Raw genomic sequence first — 21328 nt, 5'->3', positions numbered from 1 at the left:
TCAAGCCTTCTCGGTTTCCGAAACGTCCGACGCTGCCTGCTCCTGGAGAGCATCTTCAGCACGTTTGCGCTCGACGAGTCGTGCGGCGTAGATGGAAATCTCGTAGAGAAGGATGGTCGGCAGCGCAAGGCCGATCTGGGACATCGGGTCGGGCGGGGTCAGCACCGCGGCGACGACGAAAGCCAGCACGATCGCGTATTTGCGCTTTTCCCTGAGCCAGGTGCTGCTCAGAATGCCGACGCGCGCCAGGAGGGTGGTGATGACCGGCAGCTGGAAGACCAGCCCGAAGGAAAGCACCAGCGTCATGATGAGGCTGAGATATTCCGAGACGCGCGGCAGGAGCGAAATGCCGACCTCGCCCTCGGTCGGCGCCTGCTGCATGGCCAGGAAGAACCACATCACCATCGGCGTGAAGAAGAAATAGACGAGCGCCCCGCCCATCAGGAACAGGATGGGCGAAGCGATCAGGAACGGCAGGAAGGCCGCCCGCTCGTTCTTGTAGAGACCCGGCGCCACGAACTTGTAGATCTGCGAGGCGATTACCGGGAAAGCGATCACCAGCGCGCCGAACATCGCAACCTTCACCTGGGTGAAGAAAAACTCCTGCGGCGCGGTGTAGATCAGCTCCGACTTTGCAAGATCCAGGTGAGCCCAGACGACCGCCCATTTGTAGGGAACGACCAGCAGGTTGAAGAGCTGCTTGGCGAAAAAGAAGCAGACGACGAACGCCACGAAAAACGCACCGATCGACCAGATCAGACGCGTGCGCAGTTCCATTAGGTGCTCGATGAGCGGCTGCGGCTTGTCTTCGATGTCACCGCTCATGCGTCATCCTTCGGCATATCGGTCTTCTTCGCCGCACGCTTGCGGGCGGGCGCCTTGACGGCCTCCGCCTCCGCCACCTGGGCCACAGGCGCAGGCTTGGCCGCGGCGCGGCTGCGCTTCGGTTTTTCGACGGCACCCGTCACGGCCGGCACAGGCGCCGGTTCGGCGGCGGGCTTCGCCTTGGCGGCAGCAGGCTTGCGGGCGGGCTTGGGCTTTTCGATGGCGGCGACCGGTGCGGATGCGGCTGGCGCCGACGCCGGCCCGGATTGCGCGGGAGCAGCCGCGGTCGCCTGAACGGTCGGCTGGCTTGAGGGCATCGCGGGCGCCGGCGACGGGAAATTCATCGGAATTTCCGGCGCGGCCTCACCCTCGGCCGTACCTTCGATCGCCTGCTGCGCCTCGACATCCGCCGGGCTCGCCTCCGGCGCGCCCGGCATCTGCGTCGCCTTCTGCAGGTCGGCCTTGATCTCCTGCCCCATCTGGCGAAGCGGATTGATCGCATCGCGCAGGGCATTTGTCGGGTTCAGCCGCTGCGCATCCGAAATGGTCTTGCGTACGTCGTCAAGCTCCGACTCGCGCAATGCCTCATCGAACTGCGTTCGGAATTCGCCGGCCATCTTGCGCAGGTTCGCCGTCATCTTCCCGAACGCCCGAAGCATGGGCGGCAGATCCTTCGGACCGACCACGACGATAAGGACGATCGCGATGACGAGTAGCTCGGTCCAGCCGATATCAAGCATGCAATAAGGCTCCCGGAACCTTCAACCCGGTCTTACGACCGGCTGGTTTCCTTGACCTCATCAGGCTTGTGATCGACCGTCTTTGCGGTGGTCGCCGCGCCATTTGCTTCCTGGGCGTCGTCGTCCGACATACCCTTCTTGAAGCTCTTGATGCCCTTGGCGAAATCGCCCATCAGTTCGGGAATCTTGCCGCGTCCGAAAAGAACGAGCACGATGACCAGAACGATCAGCCAATGCCACACACTGAAAGAACCCATAAGTCCAACTCCATTAGAAACGTAATACCGATGTAAGCCCTTTATGGCGCTTTTTCAAACACCAAAATATCCTCCAGGAATACCGGTATCGGAACCCCGTCAACCGGCGCGGAGACTGCCGGTTCACTTACTCGTCTACCCTTTCGACCTTACACGATCCACGACAGCCGTGGCGCCTTGCCGGACGCTTTAAGCCCCGACATCCCGGGGTACGAGGAAAATACGGTCCTATTCCTGATCGCCGCCGCCCGGCGCGAGGAGGCCGAGTTCTTCGAGGTCCAGCTGGGTGATCGGATCCTCGTCCTCCGAAAGCTCGTCGGCATGCTGCGGGACAGGGATTGCAAAGCCCGGCGGAATGCGGCCGGAAAGCAGTCCCGCCCCCTTCAATTCTTCGAGACCGGGCAGGTCGCGCAGTTCTTCGAGACCGAAATGATCGAGGAAATCAGGTGTCGTGCCCAAAGTCACCGGCCGGCCGGGTGTGCGGCGGCGCCCCCGAAAACGCACCCAGCCTGCCTCCATCAAGACATCGAGCGTGCCCCTCGATGTCTGGACGCCGCGGATCTCCTCGATCTCGGCGCGCGTCACCGGCTGGTGATAGGCGATGATCGCCAACACCTCAAGCGCTGCGCGCGACAATTTCTTCGCCTCGTTTTCCTCGCTGCGGATCACGAAGGAAAGGTCGGCGGCGGTGCGGAAGGCCCAACGGTCACCGGTGCGGACGAGATTGACGCCGCGGGTCGCATAGGAGGCCATCAGGCTCTGCATGATCGCCGCCACATCCGTGCCGCGCGGCAATCTGTCCGCCAGAAAGGCTTCCGAGACGGGTTCAGCCGACGCGAAGACCAGTGCCTCGGCAATCCGTTCCGCTTCCTCAAGCGTGAAATGCTGCTGCCCGACGCCTTCCTGCGGGGCCTCCGGCAGATTATCCATTTTCGACGTCAATCAGTGCCTCCCGGGCCAGCGCCTCCCGGGGCCGGCGCCAAGGGCCTCGGCCGCCCCTCCCCCTTGCGCAGATAGATCGGCTGGAAAGCGCCGTCCTGGCGGATCTGCAGGCTGCCTTCGCGCACCAGTTCCAGCGCCGCGGCAAACGCACTCGCAGTCGCGGTCACCCGGTCCTCCGGCGGCAGATACGGCAGGAGATAATGCTGCAGCGTCGTCCAGTCGGCGATCTCGCCCAACATGCGGGTGAGGAGTTCGCGCGCATCCACCAGAGACCATACCTTGCGCCGTTCGATCGTCACCTGGGTAACCGCATTGCGCTGGCGCAGGTTGGCATAGGCCGAAAGAAGATCGTAGAGCGTCGCATCATAGGCGGACTGCATCCGGTGCGGGATATGTTCCGGCGCGCCGCGGGCGAAAACATCCCGGCCGAGCCGGTTGCGGTTGACGAGCCGGGTCGCCGCCTCGCGCATCGCCTCCAGGCGTTTCAGGCGGAAGGCCAGCGTCGCGGCGAGTTCCTCACCGCTTGGCCCGTCGTCGCCCTTGGCCTGTTGCGGGATCAGCAGCTTGGACTTGAGGTAGGCAAGCCAGGCCGCCATCACCAGATAGTCGGCGGCAAGCTCGATGCGGACCCGGCGGGCGCTTTCGATGAACTGCAGATATTGCTCGGCGAGCGCCAGCACGGAAATACGGGCGAGGTCGACCTTCTGATTGCGCGCAAGGTGTAGAAGCAGGTCGAGCGGGCCTTCGAAACCGCCGACGTCGATCACCAATAACGGCTCTCCGCTCGCACGCTCTGCACCATCCTGCCAGAGCTTGTCCATCGGAATGGCGTCTTGCGGTGTATTGGTGGCCATTCCTTCAAACCTCTTTCCGGAGAGGACCGTCAGGAAACGGCAAGCAGGCCGTGGAACTCCGCGCGGATCGCATCTTCGTCGGCATCGTCTCCCGGACCAAAAGCCGCCTCCACCGCTTTTGCGCGCCTCAGCGCCTCACCAGCCAGCGGGATCGCCTCTTTTACAACGGCCTTCATTTCGTCCATGACGCCATTGCAATGCAAGACAATATCGCACCCACCCCCAACTATCCGTGCCGCACGCTCGCCGATCGTGCCTTTGAGCGCGTTCATGGAGGTATCGTCGGACATCAGGAGGCCGTCAAAGCCGATATGGCCGCGGATGATTTCCTCGATCACCTTGCGCGAGATCGTCGCCGGTTCGCTCGGATCGATGGCCGTGAAGACGATATGGGCACTCATCGCCATCAGTTCGTCCCTCATGGCGACGAAGGGCAGGAAATCGTGCGCTTCGAGTTCGGCGCGCGACACCGTCACCACCGGAAGCTCGTGGTGGCTGTCCGCCATGCCGCGGCCATGGCCGGGAATGTGCTTCATGACGGGCAGCATGCCGGCGGCCTTCAAGCCTTCCGCGGCAGCCTTGCCCATCTCGGCGACCGCCTTCGGGTCGAAACCGTAGGCGCGGTCGCCGATGACGTTGCTGGCACCTTCCACCGGCACGTCGAGCACTGGCAGACAATCCACGTTGATGCCGAACTTCGTGAGGTCGAAGGCATGCAGCCGGGACATCAGCCAGGCGGCACGCAACCCTTTGTCGCGATCCCGGCGATACAGCTCACCCAGCGCGGCGGCCGATGGATATTTCTCGATCATCGGCGGACGGATGCGCTGCACCCGGCCTCCCTCCTGGTCGATCAGGACCGGCGCGTCCGGCCTCCCGACACTGTCGCGCATGGCCGAGACGAGATCGGCGATCTGCTGCGGCTCCACGCAATTGCGGGCAAAGAGGATGAAACCCCACGGGCGCTCGTCGCGGTAAAGGGCGATTTCATCGGCGGTGAGGGTCGGGCCGCTGGAGCCCAGGATCATGGCTTTTGATTCGGTCATGGGACGATCCTAGAACATTCGGTGCTCAACGAAAAACGGGGCGCCCGGCGCCCCGTCCCGATTTCGTTCGTCACGTATTTCCGGCGATCCCGGAATTACCGGCCGACCAGGCAGCTCCCGCCAGCCGCGCGATACTTTTCGCAGAGCGCCACCGCGTCGTTCTTGCTGCCGGCCGGGATGCGGACACGGTAGAAGGTGCCCTTGCCGGCGATTTCGGCGGCCTTGATATCGACGCCGCGGCCGCCGATGACGCTGCCGAACTTCGACGACAGGCTCTGATAGGACTTCTGCGCTTCCGCCTGGGACGGCAGGGAGGCGATCTGGATCACGTAACCGCCCTCGCCGAGCGAGGCGACCTGGGCGGATGCGGCAGCCGGCTGGGCCGATGCAGCCTGAGCCTGGCCCGGTGTGCGGACGGTACCCTGGTCGGAGACCGCAGCGACCACGTTGACCGGCTGTTCGGCCGGGCGGGCCGCCGGAACCGGTGCCCTGGAGGTCGCCTGGACAGGCGCGAGGGTGGCGGCAGGCGTGACAGGAGCCAAGGGAGCGGATGGTGCGAGCGGAGCGGGAGATGCCGTCGCCGCAGGCGGAGCGACCTGGCCGCCCCTCGGAGCGGCGCCGTTTGTCGACGGGGCCGCCGTGTTGACCGGTGCGGAGACCGGAACGATGCCGGCCGGGCCTGCACCCGTTGCGGGCGGCGCGGGCTGAGCCGTTGCCGATTTGGCCTGGGCGGGAGCGCTGGCGGCGGGCAGCGATGCCACCTCCGTGGTCTTCTGGCCGGCAGGCGGAAGCTTCGCGGGTTCCGGTGCGGCGAGCGCCGGCACCGGAGCTTCCTGTTCCACCAGCTTGCCATCCGGGCGCACGATCATGGTTTTGACTTTGCGCGGCATGACGGTGACCGGCTGCTGTTCGGCAGAAGCGGCAGCCTGCTGTTCCTGCGGCAGCAGGCGCGGATCCCGCGTCTCGCCCACATCCGTCGGCTCGATGTCGTTTTCGCCTTCCAGCGGCAGCGTGTCGGGCATCAGCGTCTTCTGGACAACATCGACCGGCTGTTCGTTGGAGGAGATCAGCGCATGCTGCTTCGGCTCCTGGGGAGCCAGACCGGCGACGCGGTCGTAGACAGCCTTGTCTTGGTTCGGAACCGTCTTGCCGCCCGGATTTTCGGGGGCGACCTTCACCGGATCGGTATCGGCTGCGATGATGACCGGCTCGCCACCGGACACGACGCCCCGCACACCGTTGCCGAGCCAGGCATAGGCACCCGCGCCGCCAAGAATGACGACGCCGGCCAGAACCAGCGGCACGGCCCAGCTGCGGACCGAACGACGGGCATTCTCCACCGTCGCGACATAATCGGCGTCGGGATAATGCAGTTCCTCGCGGTCGGCAGGCGCCAGAGGCGCGGACAGGCTGCGGCGGAAATCCTCTTCGAGCGCGCGCTCGAAATCATCAAGATCGGCATAGTTCGGCGCACGCGCGGCCTGTGGCGGGCGATCGGACGACGAGAACGCCACAGTCGGCGTGACGGCGACCTCGGGTTTGGCGACCGGCGCGGCGTCGGCCCTGCCCGGCGTCATCAACAGCGATGCCAGTTCTGCATCGATGTCGAGATCGTATTCCGGACGATAAGCCGGCGGCTGCTCGGGTTCTTCGACGGGGAGCGCGGGTACGTCAAGCTCGGCGATCGCCTCCACCTGATCTTCGGAATCGGCGATCTGCGCCGGATCGAAGGGCAGGTCGGCGACCGCTTCGACATCCTCCGCCATCTCCGGCCCGGCGGCCACGGGAGCGGTGGCGACCGGTACGGCAGGTTCTGCCGCGACGACCGGCTTAGCTGTAGCTGCCTGCTCTTCCGCCTTGGCGACCGGTGCGGCGGCCGGCTGTGCGACGGCTTCCTCGACAACGATATCGGCAAGATCGAGTTCAAGCTCGTCGAGCGACAGTTCGAACGCGTCGTCGGCAAACGGATCCTGCTCGGCGGGCGTCGGCTCGTCCGCGACCGGAGCGGCGACGGCCGCCGCGGCAGGCGCCGATACGGCCGGGTTCGCGACGGGTTCGGCGGGAGCGACTGAGACAGGCTGCGACCACGTCAGCGGAGCCGTCGGTGACGGCGTGGCCGCCGTCGGCAGGGAATAGCGCTGCACGTCATAGATCAGCTCGTCGAGGGTCGAGAAGCGGTCCTTTGCCGGAGGCGTTTCGGACCATGTCGGCGAAGCGTCCGGTTTGGCGGCTGCAGCGGAGACCGGGGCGACAACAGGAGCCGGCTGCGGAGCATCGACAGGAAGCGCCGGCTTTTGGACGGGCGCCTCTTCCTTCGGCTGAGAGATGGAAGCTTCCGAGCTCCACGAAAATGCGGCAGCCGCGACCTGAGCTTCTACGGCAGGCGGCGGCTGCGGGGATGCAGGCGCGACGTCGCGCGCCGGATTGAAATTGGCGAGCGGCATGCGGAAGCCCGGAACGTAGCCCTTCGGCTTCTGCTCCAGCTTCACCTCGGGCTCGGGAGCGGCAACGAATACGGGTTCGGCCGCGACAACCGGCTCGCCGCCGATCGAGCTTTCCAGCTCGGCGGCAAGATCGAATTCGGCGACAGTGGGCTCGACCTCGACCACCGCTGCGGCCGGCACGGAGGAAACCGGGCCAGCCACGGGAGCGTCGGGAAGATCGAAGACCGGTTCGAAACGCGCGGTTTCAACAGGCTGTTCGGCAATCGGCTCGGAAGCGGAAAGCTGCGGCGCAGGATCGTCGGCCTGATGCGCTTCAGCGGATGCCTGCGGAGAGGCTTTCGGCTCGTCGTAACGCAGCGCATCGAAATCCACGCGGCCAGAGTCCGCCTGATCCGCCTCGAATACTTCAAGTTCATCGGGAACGAAACGCGGCTCTTCCCGTTCGGAGAACGGATTGAACAGAGCCGGCGGCGGCTCGATGCCGCGGCGCGGAGCTTCGTCAACCGCGATATCGTGGACCGGGTCGAGACGAGGCGCGTCGTAGCGCTCGAACTCCCGCAACAGCTCGTCTTCGAGATTGAAGGCAGGTTCACGCTTGGCCATCTGCGGCGCAGCCGCCGCAGGCCTCGACGCGACCGGCAGATCGTCATAACCTACGATGCGGGCGAGTTCTGCCAGCGGATCGTCATCGGCAAAGAAATCCGGCACATCATTCCGGCTACGCGCAAGGTTGTTATCGGCCATTACCTCGTCCACTCACCTACACTACTACGCATCTGCCAGTGCAATGTGGGGAAATGAGGGCGATATCTACCGCATTTCTTCCGGTGCCGCAGTGCCTGTGATCGCAAGTCCGGACTTCAAAACACAGGCGACAGCATGCACCAGCCCAAGTCTGGCAATGCTCAATTGTCGGTTTTTATCGTTAACAAAGCGTAATTCCGGTTGTTCCTTACCTTTATTCCAATGCGCGTGGAAGAAACTTGCCAGATCATACAGGTAAAAAGCAAGCCGATGCGGCTCCTGCGCCTGGGCCGCAGCCTCAATGATTCTGGGGTATTCGGCGAGTTTTGCGATCAGCTGCAGCTCGTTCGGGTCGTCGATCAGAGCCGTCGAACCCACAAGGTCGAGCGAATCGAAATCAAGGTCCGGAAACGCGTCCTTCGCCTGGCGGAACACCGAAGCGGTGCGGGCATGGGCGTATTGAACGTAAAAGACCGGATTGTCCTTCGACTGCTCGGTGACTTTCGCGAAATCGAAGTCGAGCGGCTCCGAACTCTTCCGGTAGAGCATCATGAAGCGCACCGCATCGCGGCCGACCTCGTCGACCACCTCGCGCAGGGTGACGAAATTTCCCGACCGCTTCGACATTTTCACAGGCTCGCCATTGCGGAACAGCTTGACGAGCTGACACAGGAGCACCGTCAGCTTGGCCGACCCCCCGGATACGGCCCGCGCCAGCGCCTCCAGGCGCTTGACATAGCCGCCGTGGTCGGCGCCGAGCACATAGATCATCTCGTCGTAGCCTCGGTCGTACTTGTCCTTGAAGTAAGCAACGTCGGCCGCGAAATAGGTATAACTGCCGTCCGACTTGATCAGCGGCCGGTCGATGTCGTCGCCCACCTCGGTGGAACGGAACAGCGTCTGCTCGCGATCCTCCCAGTCTTCCGGCAACTGCCCTTTCGGGGGTGGCAGAGTGCCCTTGTAGACATGCCCCTTGAAGGTCAGGTCGTTGATCGCCTGGCGGATGCGCTGCGCGCCGTTGGCATGCAGCGCACGCTCGGAAAAGAACACGTCGTGGGTGACGTTCAATGCAAGCAGGTCGTCGCGGATCATGGCCATCATCATGTCGATGGACTTGTCCTTGACGATCGGCATCCAATCTTCTTCCGGCATGTTGTGCAGCCGCGGACCATATTCGGCGGCCAGTTCCCGGCCGACCGGAACAAGGTAGTCGCCGGGATAGAGACCCTCCGGGATCTGGCCGATGTCTTCGCCCAGCGCCTCGCGGTAACGCAGGAAGGCCGAACGAGCCAGCACGTCGATCTGGCTGCCCGCATCGTTGATGTAATATTCCTTATCGACCTCGTAGCCGGCAAATTCCATGAGATTGGCTAGCGCATCACCGACAACGGCGCCGCGGCAATGGCCGACATGCATCGGGCCGGTCGGGTTAGCCGAAACGTATTCGACATTGGCCTTCCTGCCCTGACCAAGGGTCGAGCGGCCATAGCTCAGGCCGGCCTTGATCATCGAGGCCAGCAGGTTTTGCCAATAGCCGGTCGAAAGGCGGAGATTGATGAAGCCCGGACCGGCGACCGAGACCTCGCTGACATCGGGGTCGGCGCGCAGTGCGGCGGCGATCACGTCGGCAAGCGCACGCGGATTGGTGCCGAGTGGCTTTGCCAGCACCATGGCGGCATTGGTGGCGACGTCGCCATGGGTCTGATCGCGCGGCGGTTCCACCGTGATACGGCCGAAATCCACTTCGCTTCGCTTTTCCTTCACAATATCAATTGTTTCCAAAGCGTTCTTGATTCTAATTTCGAAGTCGGCGAACAGATTCATGTCACTCATCCGGGCAAGCCGGTCCTGGGGCCGTTAAGAGCCGTTAACAATGGCGGGGTGCCTAGCGCAAATCAGGAGTGTGGTCAAACAGCTCGCCATGCGCCTTGATGGCGAAAGTGTCGGTCATGCCGGCGAGATAATCCCCCACATGGCGAGCAAGCGCGGTCTCGCCCAGTCCGGCAATATGGTTGACCCAATAATGGCTGCGCATGAGGGACGGATCGTTCATGTAGGCCTTGAAAAGATCGGAGACGATCTGCGCCGCGCCGGCGCGGATGCGCATGATGTCCGGATGACGGTAGATGCGCGAGAACAGCAGTTTCTTGATCTGGCGGTCGGTTTCGGCCATTTCGCCGGAGAAAGTGGAAATGACCTGGTCGGCGGCGCGGATGTCGGCGACACTTTGCGGCTCCAGCTTGCGGAGATTGTCCTGTGAAACGCCGATGACGTCCTCCACCATGTGCGTGATCTGCCGGCGCGTTATCTCGTAGGCGAACCGGCTGTCTTCGAGATGCGGGTAACGTTCCCTCACCTCGCGCATCAGCGTCGCCAGGAACGGCACGTCCTCCAGCATCTCGAACGTCAGCAGCCCGGAGCGCAGGCCGTCGTCGATATCGTGGGTATTGTAGGCGATATCGTCGGCGATCGCCGCAACCTGCGCTTCGAGGCTGGCATAGCTTGCGATTTCGAGGTCGTGCAGCAGGCAATAGTCCCGGATCGGCTGTGGCACCGGTCCGCGCGTTCCTTCGCCCGCCTTGGTCAGCAGCGGGCCGTTGTGCTTGACCAGACCCTCCAGGCTTTCCCAGGTGAGATTGATCCCGTCGAATTCGGCGTAACGGCGTTCGAGCTTGGTGACGATCCGCAGCGACTGCGCATTGTGATCGAAACCGCCATAGGGCTTCAGAAGTTCGTCCAGCGCATCCTCGCCGGTGTGGCCAAACGGCGTGTGACCGAAATCGTGCACCAGCGCCACGCCCTCCGCCAGATCCTCGTCGATCTTCAGTGCGCGGGCGAGCGCGCGGGCAATTTGGGCGACTTCGACCGTATGGGTGAGCCGGGTGCGGTAGTGGTCGCCGTCCGGGCTGATGAAGACCTGCGTCTTGTGCTTCAGCCTCCGGAAAGCCGTGGTATGGACGATACGGTCGCGGTCGCGCTGGAATTCGGAACGCGTCAGGCTGCTGTTCTCGGGGAAAAGCCGGCCGCGCGACGCCCAGGGATTGGAAGCGTAGACCGCACGCTCGCCACTGCCGAACCCCAGCGCCACCGTATCGATCGTCATGCCTTCACCTGTTTCTTCATCGCCGGCCGCTGCCCATTGACGCGCCGTTCACGTCTTCATACCTATACTACGAGCTCTGCGCAAAGCAGGTGACATGAATCTCTCCGGGCTTCCTTCCCGGATCTCACCGGGCCTTGAACCCGGCAGGAGGCGAATATGAATGCGAATGTAACCCTTTCGGATGCCGCGGCCAGACGGATCGCCGAAATCGTCGGCGGCGATGCGGGCAAACAGGCTCTTCGCGTCTCGGTGGAAGGCGGGGGCTGTTCCGGCTTTTCCTACAAGTTCGACCTGGCCGAGGCACCTCAGGACGACGACGTGGTCATTGCCAACGGCGACGCCAAGGTGCTGATCGACAGCCTTTCGCTTGTCTACATGGCAGGCTCGGAGATCGATTTCGTCGACAACCTGCTCGGCCAGTCCTTCCAGATCAAGAATCCGAACGCGGTGGCAAGCTGCGGCTGTGGCACGAGCTTCTCGATCTGACATCTCATCTTCGCCCTTCCCATCGCTTGCCGTTTCGCTAAAAGGGAAGCGGAATAGACGGAGGGACGAGCCCATGAAGATCGCCACCTGGAACATCAACGGTGTCAAGGCGCGCATCGACAACCTGCGCCAGTGGCTGACCGACTCCTCCCCCGACATCGTCTGCCTTCAGGAAATCAAATCGGTCGACGAGACGTTTCCGCGGCTTGAGATCGAGGCGCTCGGCTATCATGTCGAAACGCACGGCCAGAAGGGGTTCAACGGTGTCGCCCTTCTTTCGAAGACCAGGCCGGACGAAGTGCTGCGCGGCCTGCCCGGCGGGGAGGATTCCGACGGACAGCCGGACGAGCAGTCGCGCTATATAGAGGGCGTTTTTTCCGTGCCGTCCGGCGTCGTCCGCGTTGCCTCGATCTATCTGCCGAACGGCAATCCGGCCGATGATCCGGTCAAATATCCCTACAAGCTCGCCTGGATGGAACGCCTGCGCCGGCATGCTCAGAACTGCCTGCTGCTCGAAGAGCCGCTGATTCTCGCCGGCGACTACAATGTCATTCCTGAACCGCACGACTGCTTCGATCCGGCAGTCTGGGCGACGGACGCGCTCTTCCTGCCGCAGACCCGCGCCGCTTTCCGGCGCCTCGAAAACCTCGGCCTCGTCGATGCGGTGCGCGCCACGACCGACGCGACGAAGCTCTATTCGTTCTGGGACTATCAGGCCGGCGCCTGGCAGAAGAACAACGGCATCCGCATCGACCATCTCATGCTTTCGGCCGAAGCGGCGGACCGGCTGAAGTCAACGGCGATCGAAAAGCATGTGCGGGCGTGGGAAAAACCCTCCGACCACGTGCCGGTAGTCGGGGTCTTCGACTTCACTTAAAACGAAACGCAAGATCGCCGAAGCATGGCGCGCAGCCGTTCTGCGGCGCGACATGCGAAAACGCGGACCGGACATGGCAGGCGGGCCCGAAGGTTCAGTCGGCGCCCTGGGCAAACTGCTGGGACAGGGCAACAGCGCCGCGACGATCTTCTTCGCCCGCAACCGAGAAGGCCTGTTCCTGCAACTGCTGCATCCAGATGCAATCCTTGGCGCTGCATTTGTCCAGCGCCGCCGTCATGAAGGCAAGCCCGCGCACCGTCTGGCCTTCCTGAAAGAGAACATTGCCGAACACCGCCATAGCTCCGGCATGGCCGTTGCGGCGCGCCTGGTTAAGCCATTTCTTGGCCTGCTGGATGTTGGCGCCGCCACCCTCGCCCGACAGCATCATCTTGGCGAGCTGGAACTGCGCTTCCGAAACACCGAAGGTCGAGGCGACCTGGAAATAAAGCTGGCGAGCCTGCGAAAGGTCGGGCTTGATCGGACTTCCCGGAATGCCGCGCCGATAATAGTTGGCAAGCGACAGAAGGGCATTGATGAAAAAGCCGGTGTCCTCGGAACCCGGCTCGACGCCCTGCGCGGCGATCTCGTTGTAGATCTTGAAGGCTTCGAAATCGTCCTTCGCGACGCCATCGCCGTAGGCATACATGTTGGCAAGCGCCCAGCGCGAACCTGTATGCCCCTTTTCCGCGGCATACCGGTAGGCTTCGACGGCATCTTCCTTCTGGCCGTTCTTGTAGGCCTTGAAGCCGAACTTGAAGAGGTCGAAGGGTCCGGACTCCTTGGTCACGCCGGACTTGATATCAAACGCTGCTGCGGTTCCGGCCAGAATCGAAGCGAACGACGCTCCAAGAAGCAATACTCTCATGGATCCGATATCAGACTTCGCCATCGTTCAGTTTCTCTCATGCCGCTGCAGCGCCATGGGATCGGCAGCCGCAGCTCGAGCATTGCAAGTCGTCGCGGATCGGTCACTCCGGCGATTTCCGGGAACCACTCCTTCCGACTGGCGAAGGAAACTGTAGATGCCGTTTCCGGCAAGACTAGGACCTGTTGCCGTCGCTTCCGTGGCACGGCCGGCGGATGCAAACATCCATCCGTCAGCGCGCAAAAAGCCCGGTTCTTCGTTAAGAAACCCGCCCATGTTACTCCAAAATACGCGCCCCGCCCCCGCGGCCCGCGCCCGTTACCCGTCTATCGCTGCGCCCCGTTTGTGGCGGGAAGTGGACAGAACGCCGCCTCTCGAGGCGCCCGACAATAGTCGCAAAAAAGTGTTGCCAAATCGTCACAACCCGACTTCTGCAACTTCGTGGACATCCACGATGGAGCCCGTTCGCGGATCCACGAGTTCACACGAATACGGAGGGAACGGCCAAAACCATTCCCTCCGTCCCGTAAGATCGAATGCTCAGAATTTAATGTTGTAGCTGGCGGTCAGCGCATAAGCCCAGTCGCCATCCGCAGTCGCGTTGAAATTCGCACCCTTGGCGGTGGACTGACTGCCGGAGGTCAGGTAGCTGACGGCGCCGCCGACGCGCAGCTGGCCCGGGCCGCAGTCAATGGCGGCACCGGCACCGAAGGTCCAGGTATCCGTCATGATGTCGGCACCGTTGCCGACGCCTTTGTCCCAGCGGATATTGACGGTACCAACGATCTTGTCGGTGAACTGATGGCCGACACCGCCCGAGATGGTCCAGCCGTCACGCCAGTTGTAGATGTCCTGCTGCGGCGGAAGGCCGGTGATGTTGTAGTCCAGCGTGTCGAGCACGCTCCAGTCCGTCCATTCCACGGCGCCATATACCAGCCAGCCCGGCGCAACGCCGCTCTGGACGCTGAGCTTCACCGACTGCGGCAGGGTGCCCTGGCCGGTGGCGCGAACCGGCGCAACACCCAGCAGAGGAGCCAAGGCCGCCGGGGTGAAAGTGCCGTCGGCCTCGTGATCGATCTTCGAGCGGTACATCAGCTGGGCGCGCAGGGCATATTCGGGAATGTCATAGCCGACGCCGAAACGGTAGCCGAAGGCAGAATCATCATCGAGGCGAAGCGTGCCGTAGAAGGATCTGGCCGTGTAGCTGAAATCCTGCATGAAGCCGCCGCCAAGGAAATGCAGGCGTCCCTGCCCGACAGCGAGGCTGACATCGCAGGTAATGCCATATTCGTTGGTGTCGAACTTCTTGCTGAAGTAATAATTCGCGCTGGCCGGAAGCCCTGCTGCGGCATCCGCCGCCCGCGCGTTAGGCCCGTATTCCGACTCCGCACCGTAAGGCCGCGTATAGGTGAACGCGCAGGCGAAAGCATCCGAGACGCGGCCCATGGCTGCAACATCCGGGATATAATAGTCCTGCGAGAATGCATCGTCGCTCGACTTGACGCCATTGATCGTATCGAACTCGCGACGCGGATTGACGTAGGTCACACCCGCCTCGATCGCCGCATTCTTGCGCTCGTAGAGGATGTCGGTGCTTGCCTCGCCCCATGAAAAGCCGCCGGCCAAAGCCGACGAATGCGCCGCCCCGACCGCAGCAAGAGCCAAGAGCCCCGTGGAAATGTGTTTTCTTACCATATTTGCTCCCACTCCCTGGTAAGTGATCGGAATCACTGTAGAGGCTTCAACCTAAATGACAACTTTCGGGTGTTCACCGCATCGCGCCGCAAATGTCATTCTGAGTTACGTAAAAAAGTCAGGACTGCGGGTTGATTTTAATCAATGCGCAAAGTTTTACCAAGTTTGGGTAAAATTCTGCATATATTTAGAAATTTATCTTTCCCAAGGCGCCGGTGTGTCAATGTGGCAACATTGCGGCTTTCTGCGAGTTCGCAGATGCACATCTGTGGAGCATAGGCGGCGATTATATCGTTTGAAACGCAAGATGCCGCCCCGATAGCTCGGCGCGGCATCCCGATACGGTGACCGAATCGCTACGATCAGCCGGCTTCGCTGATCCGAAGCAGTGCCGTCTTGAGGTTGGCCATCTGGATTTCCAACTCAGCGAAACGCTCACGCTCGGCGGCGACGACCTCCGGATCGGCATTGGCGATGAATTTTTCGTTGGCCAGTTTCTTGCCGATACGGTCCATCTCGCTCTCGGTCTTGCCGACCGTCTTTTCGATACGGGCCCTTTCGGCGGCAAGATCGATGAGGTTGCCGAGCGGCAGGCAGGCGGTCGCCTCTCCGACGACGATCTGGGCGGCACCCTTCGGAGCAACCTCCGCAAGTGCGATACTATCGACGCGGGCGAGCCGCTTGATCGCCGCCTCGTGGCGCTTCAAGCGGGATTGCGTCAGTTGGTTTGCACCCACCACGATGAGCGGGGCAATCGCGGACGGTGGCACGTTCATTTCAGCGCGGGCCGAACGAAGACCGGAGACGAGATCCACAAGCCAGTTGATCTCTTCGGCCGCAGCCTCGTCGGCGAATTCCGGCGCCGGCCAATCCGCATGGCAGAGCAGGCCGTCACCGGTGTCCGTGTGCGCCCACAGCTCTTCCGTCATGAACGGCATGAACGGATGCAGGAGCTTGTAGGTCTCTTCGAGAACGTAGGCCACGCAAGCCTGCGCCTCAGCCTTGGCCGCCTCGTCATCGCTGGCGAAAACCGGCTTCAGAAGTTCCAGATACCAGTCGCAGACCTGGTTCCAGACGAAACGGTAGAGGGCGCCGGCCGCATCGTTGAAGCGCAAAGCTTCGATCGCCTCGGTCACGTCGAGCACCGCCTTTGAAAGTTCCGTCAGGATCCAGCGGTTGATCGTCAGCTTCGTCGTTTCCGGCGAAAAGCCCGGGTCGCGCTTGACGCCGTTCATTTCGGCAAAGCGGGTGGCATTCCACAGTTTGGTGCCGAAGTTGCGGTAACCGGCGATGCGGGCCGGATCGAGCTTCACGTCGCGGCCCTGGGCTGCCATGATCGCCAGCGTGAAGCGCAGCGCGTCCGCGCCGTATTCGTCGATCAAGCTCAGCGGGTCGATGACGTTGCCCTTCGACTTCGACATCTTCTGGCCGTTCTTGTCCCGCACCAGGGCATGGATATAGACGGTGTGGAACGGTTCGACGCCGTTGCCTTCGTCATCCCGCATGAAATGCAGGCCCATCTGCATCATGCGGACGACCCAGAACGGAATGATGTCGAAACCGGTGACCAGGATGCTGGTCGGATAATAGCGGGCGAGTTCCTTCGTCCTCTCCGGCCAGCCGAGCGTCGAGAAAGGCCAGAGTGCCGAGGAGAACCAGGTGTCGAGCACGTCCTCGTCGCGGGTGAGGATTTCGCCCGGCTGGTAGTTCTCGATCCTTTCCTGCACCCAGGCCTTCCACGGACCTTCATGCGCAAGATAATGCTGGATCGCGGCTTCGAGCGCCTCCTCTTCGGTCTTCTCGACGAAGACCTGGCCGTCCGGACCGTACCAGGCCGGTATCTGGTGACCCCACCAGAGCTGACGGGAGATGCACCAGGGCTGGATGTTTTCCATCCATTGGAAATAGGTGTTTTCCCAATTCTTCGGGACGAAATTGGTGCGGCCTTCGCGAACCGAGGCGATCGCCGGCTGAGCCAGCGTCTTGTTGTCCACCCACCATTGGTCCGTCAGGCGCGGTTCGATCGGCACGCCGCCGCGGTCGCCATGCGGCACCATGTGTTTGTGCGGTTCAACCTTGTCGAGGAGGCCGGCTTCTTCGAAAATCTCGACGATGATCTTGCGCGCCGTGAAGCGGTCCTGGCCTTCAAGGCGATCCCAGGCGCCATGCAGCGCCGCCGGATGGTCGAGGCCTTCAAGGAAGTCCTCGTTGTCCTTGATGGTGATCGTGCCGTCGACGTTCATGACGTTGATAGCGCGCAGGCCGGCCCGCTTGCCGACTTCGAAGTCGTTGAAGTCGTGCGCCGGCGTGATCTTGACGGCGCCGGTGCCGGCTGTCGGATCGGCGTAGTCATCGGCGACGATCGGGACCTTGCGGCCGACGATCGGCAAAATGACATGCTTGCCGACGATCGACCTGTAGCGCTCGTCCTCGGGGTTTACGGCAATGCCGGTATCGCCAAGCATGGTTTCCGGGCGTGTCGTCGCGACGACGATGTAGTCGCGCGTCTCGAACTCGGTCGGCTTGCCCTCTTCGTCAAAGGCGACGGGATGTTGGTAGGTGACCCCCGGCTCCAGCGGATAGCGGAAATGCCAGAGATTGCCGTTGACCTCCAGCTGCTCGACCTCCATGTCGGAGATCGCGGTCAACAGCTTCGGGTCCCAGTTGACGAGGCGCTTGTCCTTGTAGATCAGGCCCTGCTTGTAGAGCGTGACGAAGACTTCTAGGACGGCGGCCGAAAGGCCTTCGTCCATGGTGAAACGCTCGCGCGACCAGTCGCAGGAGGCGCCGAGCCGCTTCAGCTGGTTGAAGATCAGGCCACCCGATTCCGCCTTCCACTCCCAGACCTTGTCGACGAAGGCCTCGCGGCCCATGTCACGGCGGCCGGGAAGCTGGCGTTCCATCAACTGGCGCTCAACGACCATCTGGGTGGCGATGCCTGCATGGTCCATGCCCGGCTGCCACAGCACGTCCTTGCCGCGCATGCGTTCGAAGCGGATCAGGATGTCCTGCAGCGTGTTGTTGAGCGCATGGCCCATATGCAGCGAACCGGTGACGTTCGGCGGCGGGATCACGATCGTGAAGGTTTCCGCCCCGGGCTTCGCATTGGCGCCGGCGCGAAAAGCGTCCGCCTCGTCCCAGGCCTGGGCGATCTTCGGTTCTACCGCTGCGGAATCATAGGTCTTATCGAGCATTTCCTGACCCGTTTTGTCTTTGTCTTGGGATGCTGGGTGTAAATAGGATGGGGTGTTCCAAGTCAATAAAAAAGCCGCCCCGTCGCCGGAGCGGCCGTTTCGATCAACCGGCCAAAGCGCGGTTGCGCTCTTTCAGGTTCGCTCGTCGCGCTTCAGTTTCTTGTTCCTGCGCATGTCGTCATCGCAAAACCGTTGCACACTTTTGCGCAGCATGCTTGAGGCGGATCGGCCAAGCAGCCCACGACCCGCGCCGCTGCCCCCTTTGATCAGCGGCGTGTGCCGCGCGCCACCCGTTCGATTTCCTCGCGCACCAGCCGCTCCACCAGCGTCGGCAGATTGTCGTCCAGCCATTCCTGCAACATCGGGCGCAGCATGTCTCCGGCCATGTCTTCCAGAGACCGACGCTCCATGCCGTTGAATACGGCGGCAAGCTCGCTGAACGACTTTGCGACCTGCGCTCCCGCTTCCACGGAAAGAAGGTTGGCCGCCTCCTCGATCTTTGCGGGCAGGCTGCGGGAGGCCGGGGGCTCCGGAGCAAGCCTCGGCTCCTGGCGAGGTTCCGACCGGACAGGCGTTTCGGACTTTACTGGAGCCGGCTCAGCCGGTTCGAAAATCGAAGGTGGAGGACGACGAACCGGTTCAGGCTGTGGTGCCGCCGGCTGGGCGGCGGCGGTCGGCGGATTGAGCGGTGCGACCGGAGCCGGCTCGCGGAACTCCGGCATGCGTGGCATCGACGGGCGCTCGGAGGCAGGCTCTTCCCGGCGCGAAGCCTGAACCGGCGCGGGCGGAGCGGGCGCCGTCGAGGCGGTGGCAAGGCGGACATTGCCCGGCTCCTGCTGTCTCACGGAAGCCGCGCGCACCCTTGCAGCCACGTCGGCGAGCGACAGCGTGCGCTCCGACTGGGCCGGCTGATTTATGGGTGCGGACGGGAAGTTCATCGGCTCGTTTCGCGAAGGTACACCAGGGTCGTTGGCAGCCATGTCCGGCGCGAAGCCCATCTCTTCGGCCTCATCGGTCTCCTCTTCGCCATAGACAGGCGGCAGTGGGCGGGACAGGACATTCTCGGACGTCGGCTCATTGCTCTCAATGATCCGGCGAATCGACGCCAAGATTTCTTCCATAGAGGGTTCACGCGCTACATTTGGCTGAGCCATTTCTATCCCCGCTGTTACCGGTACTCGATTCGGCTCCGAACGAGGAAGCTCCGAATCGACGTCACTCTAAGGTGTTGGGGGGGCTGGAAACAATGACAAGTGCCCCAGGCTGCCTACCGATACACAGTTTTGTTGGAGAAGTGAATCCCGGATGTCACACTTGCCCCGATGGATCGCAGGAGACCGCGACAGACGAGAAAGAGGCCCCTTGCGTCGACAAAAGGGCAAGGATCAGAAAACAAATTCCCGTGCCTTGCGGAAGCCCGGCAGAGGCTTGACGGAGGCATTGAAGAAAGCGCTCTCGGAGACAACGCCCTGTTCGCGTACAAGGACCTTCGCCTGGGCGGCGTTGCCGTATCCGATGACAGCCACCAGACGGCCACCGTCCCTCAATTGATCGATCAAAGCAGCAGGAACTTCCTCGACCGCACCATTGACGAAAATCAGATCGTACGGCGCCTCGCCGGCATAGCCATTTTCGAGGGCGCCGGTGACGATGGCGACATTGTCGTAGCCGAGCGAGGAAAGCGTTACCGAGGCCTGGCTTGCCAGGGCCTCGTCCGATTCCAGCGAAACCACGGAATCGGCGAGCAGGGAGAGGATCGCGGATGCATAACCGCTGCCGGCGCCGATTTCGAGCACCACGTCATTCTTGGTAACGGCGGCAAGCTGCAGGAGCTTGGCAAGCGGCGAGGCTTCCATGAGGTAGCGGCCCGGCGCCACCTCGATATCCGTATCGATATAGGCAAGCGACTTGGCCTTGGCCGGCACGAAGGCTTCGCGCGGAACGGTATAGAAAGCCCGCAGAACCGAATGCGACGTGACATCGGTGGTGCGGATCTGATTTTCCACCATCTTCGTCCGCGCTGCTTCGAAATCCATCATCTTGAGTGTCCCAAATCACCCGGCACCCGCCGGTCCATATCCGTCCGTCTTACTGACGCCTGGACACGCTTTCAAGACACAGCCCGGTTAGGATGAAAAAAACCGCAGGAAATCACAAGGTCGGAGAGCGCGTCCGACCGGATTTGCGAGGTCAGGCGTAAGCGGGCGGCGCTTCTTCGAGCTTGCGGGCGGTCGTGTAGTCCCGACCGTAGGATGTCCGCAGGCTGTGCCCCCTGTCGAAAGCGGATTGCTCGGCGAGCGTGAGCGGAAAAATACCGTCTGCGAACGTGCCCGTGCCTTCGAAATCGTTGGTCGGCTGACGCCATACGGTGATGATTTTCGTGATCATGTCGCTTTCCCTCCGTTCTGACCCGCTAAAAGCGATGAACAGGTCTTTCAGTTCCGAGCCTAAAGGGAGAAAGTTAAAAATTAACCATGTTGCAGCGCACACAAAGCCTTGTGGTAAACGCTTGGTTCCAAAGGAAGAATGGATTTTAGCAACAGGGTTGAATGAGGGGGAGATGGAGGCCTCGCCCGGAATCGAACCGGGGTGCAAGGATTTGCAGTCCTCTGCGTCACCACTCCGCCACGAGGCCGTCCGAACGCATGAAGAGCGAGTGGTGTCGGGCGTTTAGAACGAATCGAATGACGGTGCAAGAGAGCATTTCCGAAAAACATCCGGTCGATTCCCGAAATGTGTTGCGAGGCGCCCTTCGGCGCAAAACCTCTCGAACCGCGAGAATGGCCGTTCCGCCTCCGGCACGGCCATCTTCACCACCGGACAGCCCTCTTGCTACAGGACGAGCCCCGGCGCGGACAGCAGCAGGGCTCCCGCCCCGACGACGCCGACCTTCAGCAAATAGGCGGCGATCTTGGCAGGGCCTGGCCGATCCGACACCAAGGAAGGCTCGATATAGATGCGGCAGTAGAATTGCTGATCGTCCGAAGCGATCAGATTTTCGAACATGTGTGGCAGAATGCCGGTGTAGCGGCGAACCGAACCGCCCGTGGTTTTAATGAAAAGACGCTGCCGATCCGGATCGTAACATGCGGCCTTCAAATGCCTGCTGTTCAGGGATATCCACTGCATCGCACGCTCCATTCGCACCTGCAGCATTAACCCATCTGAGATGGTCCGCGTCAAGCGCGGCGGCAGCTGGAAACAGCCGGGGGTGCAATTCATGGAAAATTCATCATAACCTGGAACCAAACCCTCC

18 protein-coding genes and 1 tRNA gene are annotated in these 21328 nt (G+C 62.2%); 2 read left to right on the top strand and 17 right to left on the bottom strand.

Annotated elements, in window-relative coordinates:
* From tatC to DMO26_RS28180, 9 genes are all read right to left on the bottom strand, one after another.
* The gene (tatC, locus tag DMO26_RS28220; protein WP_117195646.1) at positions 1-825 is read right to left on the bottom strand and encodes a twin-arginine translocase subunit TatC; all 825 of its coding nucleotides are present in this window, start codon (positions 823-825) and stop codon (positions 1-3) included.
* Positions 822-1565, bottom strand: a complete 744-nt coding sequence (gene tatB / locus DMO26_RS28215) for a Sec-independent protein translocase protein TatB (RefSeq protein WP_117195645.1) — start codon at positions 1563-1565, stop codon at positions 822-824. Before tatB ends, tatC begins: the two co-directional genes overlap by 4 nt.
* A gap of 32 nt (positions 1566-1597) precedes the next feature.
* Positions 1598-1822 (bottom strand): twin-arginine translocase TatA/TatE family subunit, encoded by a 225-nt coding sequence (locus DMO26_RS28210; protein WP_117195644.1) that lies wholly within the window; start codon positions 1820-1822, stop codon positions 1598-1600.
* 228 nt (positions 1823-2050) lie between these two features.
* Positions 2051-2752, bottom strand: coding sequence for an SMC-Scp complex subunit ScpB (gene scpB, locus DMO26_RS28205; RefSeq protein ID WP_117195643.1), 702 nt, complete (start codon positions 2750-2752; stop codon positions 2051-2053).
* A gap of 8 nt (positions 2753-2760) precedes the next feature.
* Positions 2761-3618, bottom strand: a complete 858-nt coding sequence (locus DMO26_RS28200; protein ID WP_226951449.1) for a segregation and condensation protein A — start codon at positions 3616-3618, stop codon at positions 2761-2763.
* 29 nt (positions 3619-3647) lie between these two features.
* Positions 3648-4664: a beta-N-acetylhexosaminidase gene (nagZ, locus tag DMO26_RS28195; RefSeq protein ID WP_117195642.1), complete on the bottom strand. Its 1017-nt coding sequence runs from the start codon at positions 4662-4664 to the stop codon at positions 3648-3650.
* A gap of 95 nt (positions 4665-4759) precedes the next feature.
* Positions 4760-7852: an SPOR domain-containing protein gene (locus DMO26_RS28190; RefSeq protein WP_117195641.1), complete on the bottom strand. Its 3093-nt coding sequence runs from the start codon at positions 7850-7852 to the stop codon at positions 4760-4762.
* A 66-nt stretch (positions 7853-7918) separates the two neighbouring features.
* On the bottom strand, positions 7919-9676 hold the full coding sequence (gene argS, locus DMO26_RS28185) for an arginine--tRNA ligase (RefSeq protein ID WP_117195640.1): 1758 nt from the start codon (positions 9674-9676) through the stop codon (positions 7919-7921).
* 61 nt (positions 9677-9737) lie between these two features.
* Complete coding sequence (locus DMO26_RS28180; RefSeq protein ID WP_117195639.1) at positions 9738-10955, bottom strand: deoxyguanosinetriphosphate triphosphohydrolase; 1218 nt, start codon at positions 10953-10955, stop codon at positions 9738-9740.
* A gap of 156 nt (positions 10956-11111) precedes the next feature.
* Between DMO26_RS28180 and erpA the strand changes: the two genes are divergently transcribed.
* Positions 11112-11441 carry an iron-sulfur cluster insertion protein ErpA gene (gene erpA / locus DMO26_RS28175; protein ID WP_117195638.1) on the top strand — a complete coding sequence of 110 codons (330 nt, stop codon included), beginning with the start codon at positions 11112-11114 and terminating at the stop codon, positions 11439-11441.
* A 73-nt stretch (positions 11442-11514) separates the two neighbouring features.
* Positions 11515-12318: an exodeoxyribonuclease III gene (gene xth, locus DMO26_RS28170; RefSeq protein ID WP_117195637.1), complete on the top strand. Its 804-nt coding sequence runs from the start codon at positions 11515-11517 to the stop codon at positions 12316-12318.
* 94 nt (positions 12319-12412) lie between these two features.
* Here xth and exoR read toward each other — a convergent pair whose 3' ends face one another.
* From exoR to DMO26_RS28130, 8 genes are all read right to left on the bottom strand, one after another.
* Positions 12413-13207 carry an exopolysaccharide production regulator ExoR gene (gene exoR / locus DMO26_RS28165; protein WP_117195636.1) on the bottom strand — a complete coding sequence of 265 codons (795 nt, stop codon included), beginning with the start codon at positions 13205-13207 and terminating at the stop codon, positions 12413-12415.
* Between the two features lie 516 nt (positions 13208-13723).
* On the bottom strand, positions 13724-14878 hold the full coding sequence (locus DMO26_RS28160; RefSeq protein WP_117195635.1) for an OmpP1/FadL family transporter: 1155 nt from the start codon (positions 14876-14878) through the stop codon (positions 13724-13726).
* Positions 14879-15240: 362 nt separating this feature from the next.
* Positions 15241-18072 (bottom strand): valine--tRNA ligase, encoded by a 2832-nt coding sequence (locus DMO26_RS28155; RefSeq protein ID WP_117195634.1) that lies wholly within the window; start codon positions 18070-18072, stop codon positions 15241-15243.
* A 266-nt stretch (positions 18073-18338) separates the two neighbouring features.
* Positions 18339-19226 (bottom strand): PopZ family protein, encoded by an 888-nt coding sequence (locus DMO26_RS28150; RefSeq protein WP_117195633.1) that lies wholly within the window; start codon positions 19224-19226, stop codon positions 18339-18341.
* A 231-nt stretch (positions 19227-19457) separates the two neighbouring features.
* Positions 19458-20111: a protein-L-isoaspartate O-methyltransferase family protein gene (locus DMO26_RS28145; protein WP_117195632.1), complete on the bottom strand. Its 654-nt coding sequence runs from the start codon at positions 20109-20111 to the stop codon at positions 19458-19460.
* A 151-nt stretch (positions 20112-20262) separates the two neighbouring features.
* Positions 20263-20460, bottom strand: coding sequence for a hypothetical protein (locus tag DMO26_RS28140; RefSeq protein ID WP_117195631.1), 198 nt, complete (start codon positions 20458-20460; stop codon positions 20263-20265).
* Positions 20461-20633: 173 nt separating this feature from the next.
* Positions 20634-20707 (bottom strand) — tRNA-Cys (locus tag DMO26_RS28135).
* 197 nt (positions 20708-20904) lie between these two features.
* Positions 20905-21294 (bottom strand): KTSC domain-containing protein, encoded by a 390-nt coding sequence (locus DMO26_RS28130; protein WP_117195630.1) that lies wholly within the window; start codon positions 21292-21294, stop codon positions 20905-20907.
* Positions 21295-21328: the final 34 nt, after the last annotated feature.

This window comes from Rhizobium terrae, assembly GCF_003425685.1.
Lineage (GTDB): Bacteria > Pseudomonadota > Alphaproteobacteria > Rhizobiales > Rhizobiaceae > Neorhizobium > Neorhizobium terrae.
The sequence above is the reverse complement of the archived record's forward strand: the minus strand, read 5'-3'. Positions and strand labels throughout refer to the sequence as shown.

Bases quoted from the DNA above. Each gene is read 5' to 3' on its own strand.
- tatC (WP_117195646.1), bottom strand. From the start codon at position 825: ATGAGCGGTGACATCGAAGACAAGCCGCAGCCGCTCATCGAGCACCTA.
- tatB (WP_117195645.1), bottom strand. From the start codon at position 1,565: ATGCTTGATATCGGCTGGACCGAGCTACTCGTCATCGCGATCGTCCTT.
- DMO26_RS28210 (WP_117195644.1), bottom strand. From the start codon at position 1,822: ATGGGTTCTTTCAGTGTGTGGCATTGGCTGATCGTTCTGGTCATCGTG.
- scpB (WP_117195643.1), bottom strand. From the start codon at position 2,752: ATGGATAATCTGCCGGAGGCCCCGCAGGAAGGCGTCGGGCAGCAGCAT.
- DMO26_RS28200 (WP_226951449.1), bottom strand. From the start codon at position 3,618: ATGGCCACCAATACACCGCAAGACGCCATTCCGATGGACAAGCTCTGG.
- nagZ (WP_117195642.1), bottom strand. From the start codon at position 4,664: ATGACCGAATCAAAAGCCATGATCCTGGGCTCCAGCGGCCCGACCCTC.
- DMO26_RS28190 (WP_117195641.1), bottom strand. From the start codon at position 7,852: ATGGCCGATAACAACCTTGCGCGTAGCCGGAATGATGTGCCGGATTTC.
- argS (WP_117195640.1), bottom strand. From the start codon at position 9,676: ATGAATCTGTTCGCCGACTTCGAAATTAGAATCAAGAACGCTTTGGAA.
- DMO26_RS28180 (WP_117195639.1), bottom strand. From the start codon at position 10,955: ATGACGATCGATACGGTGGCGCTGGGGTTCGGCAGTGGCGAGCGTGCG.
- erpA (WP_117195638.1), top strand. From the start codon at position 11,112: ATGAATGCGAATGTAACCCTTTCGGATGCCGCGGCCAGACGGATCGCC.
- xth (WP_117195637.1), top strand. From the start codon at position 11,515: ATGAAGATCGCCACCTGGAACATCAACGGTGTCAAGGCGCGCATCGAC.
- exoR (WP_117195636.1), bottom strand. From the start codon at position 13,207: ATGGCGAAGTCTGATATCGGATCCATGAGAGTATTGCTTCTTGGAGCG.
- DMO26_RS28160 (WP_117195635.1), bottom strand. From the start codon at position 14,878: ATGGTAAGAAAACACATTTCCACGGGGCTCTTGGCTCTTGCTGCGGTC.
- DMO26_RS28155 (WP_117195634.1), bottom strand. From the start codon at position 18,072: ATGCTCGATAAGACCTATGATTCCGCAGCGGTAGAACCGAAGATCGCC.
- DMO26_RS28150 (WP_117195633.1), bottom strand. From the start codon at position 19,226: ATGGCTCAGCCAAATGTAGCGCGTGAACCCTCTATGGAAGAAATCTTG.
- DMO26_RS28145 (WP_117195632.1), bottom strand. From the start codon at position 20,111: ATGATGGATTTCGAAGCAGCGCGGACGAAGATGGTGGAAAATCAGATC.
- DMO26_RS28140 (WP_117195631.1), bottom strand. From the start codon at position 20,460: ATGATCACGAAAATCATCACCGTATGGCGTCAGCCGACCAACGATTTC.
- DMO26_RS28130 (WP_117195630.1), bottom strand. From the start codon at position 21,294: ATGAATTGCACCCCCGGCTGTTTCCAGCTGCCGCCGCGCTTGACGCGG.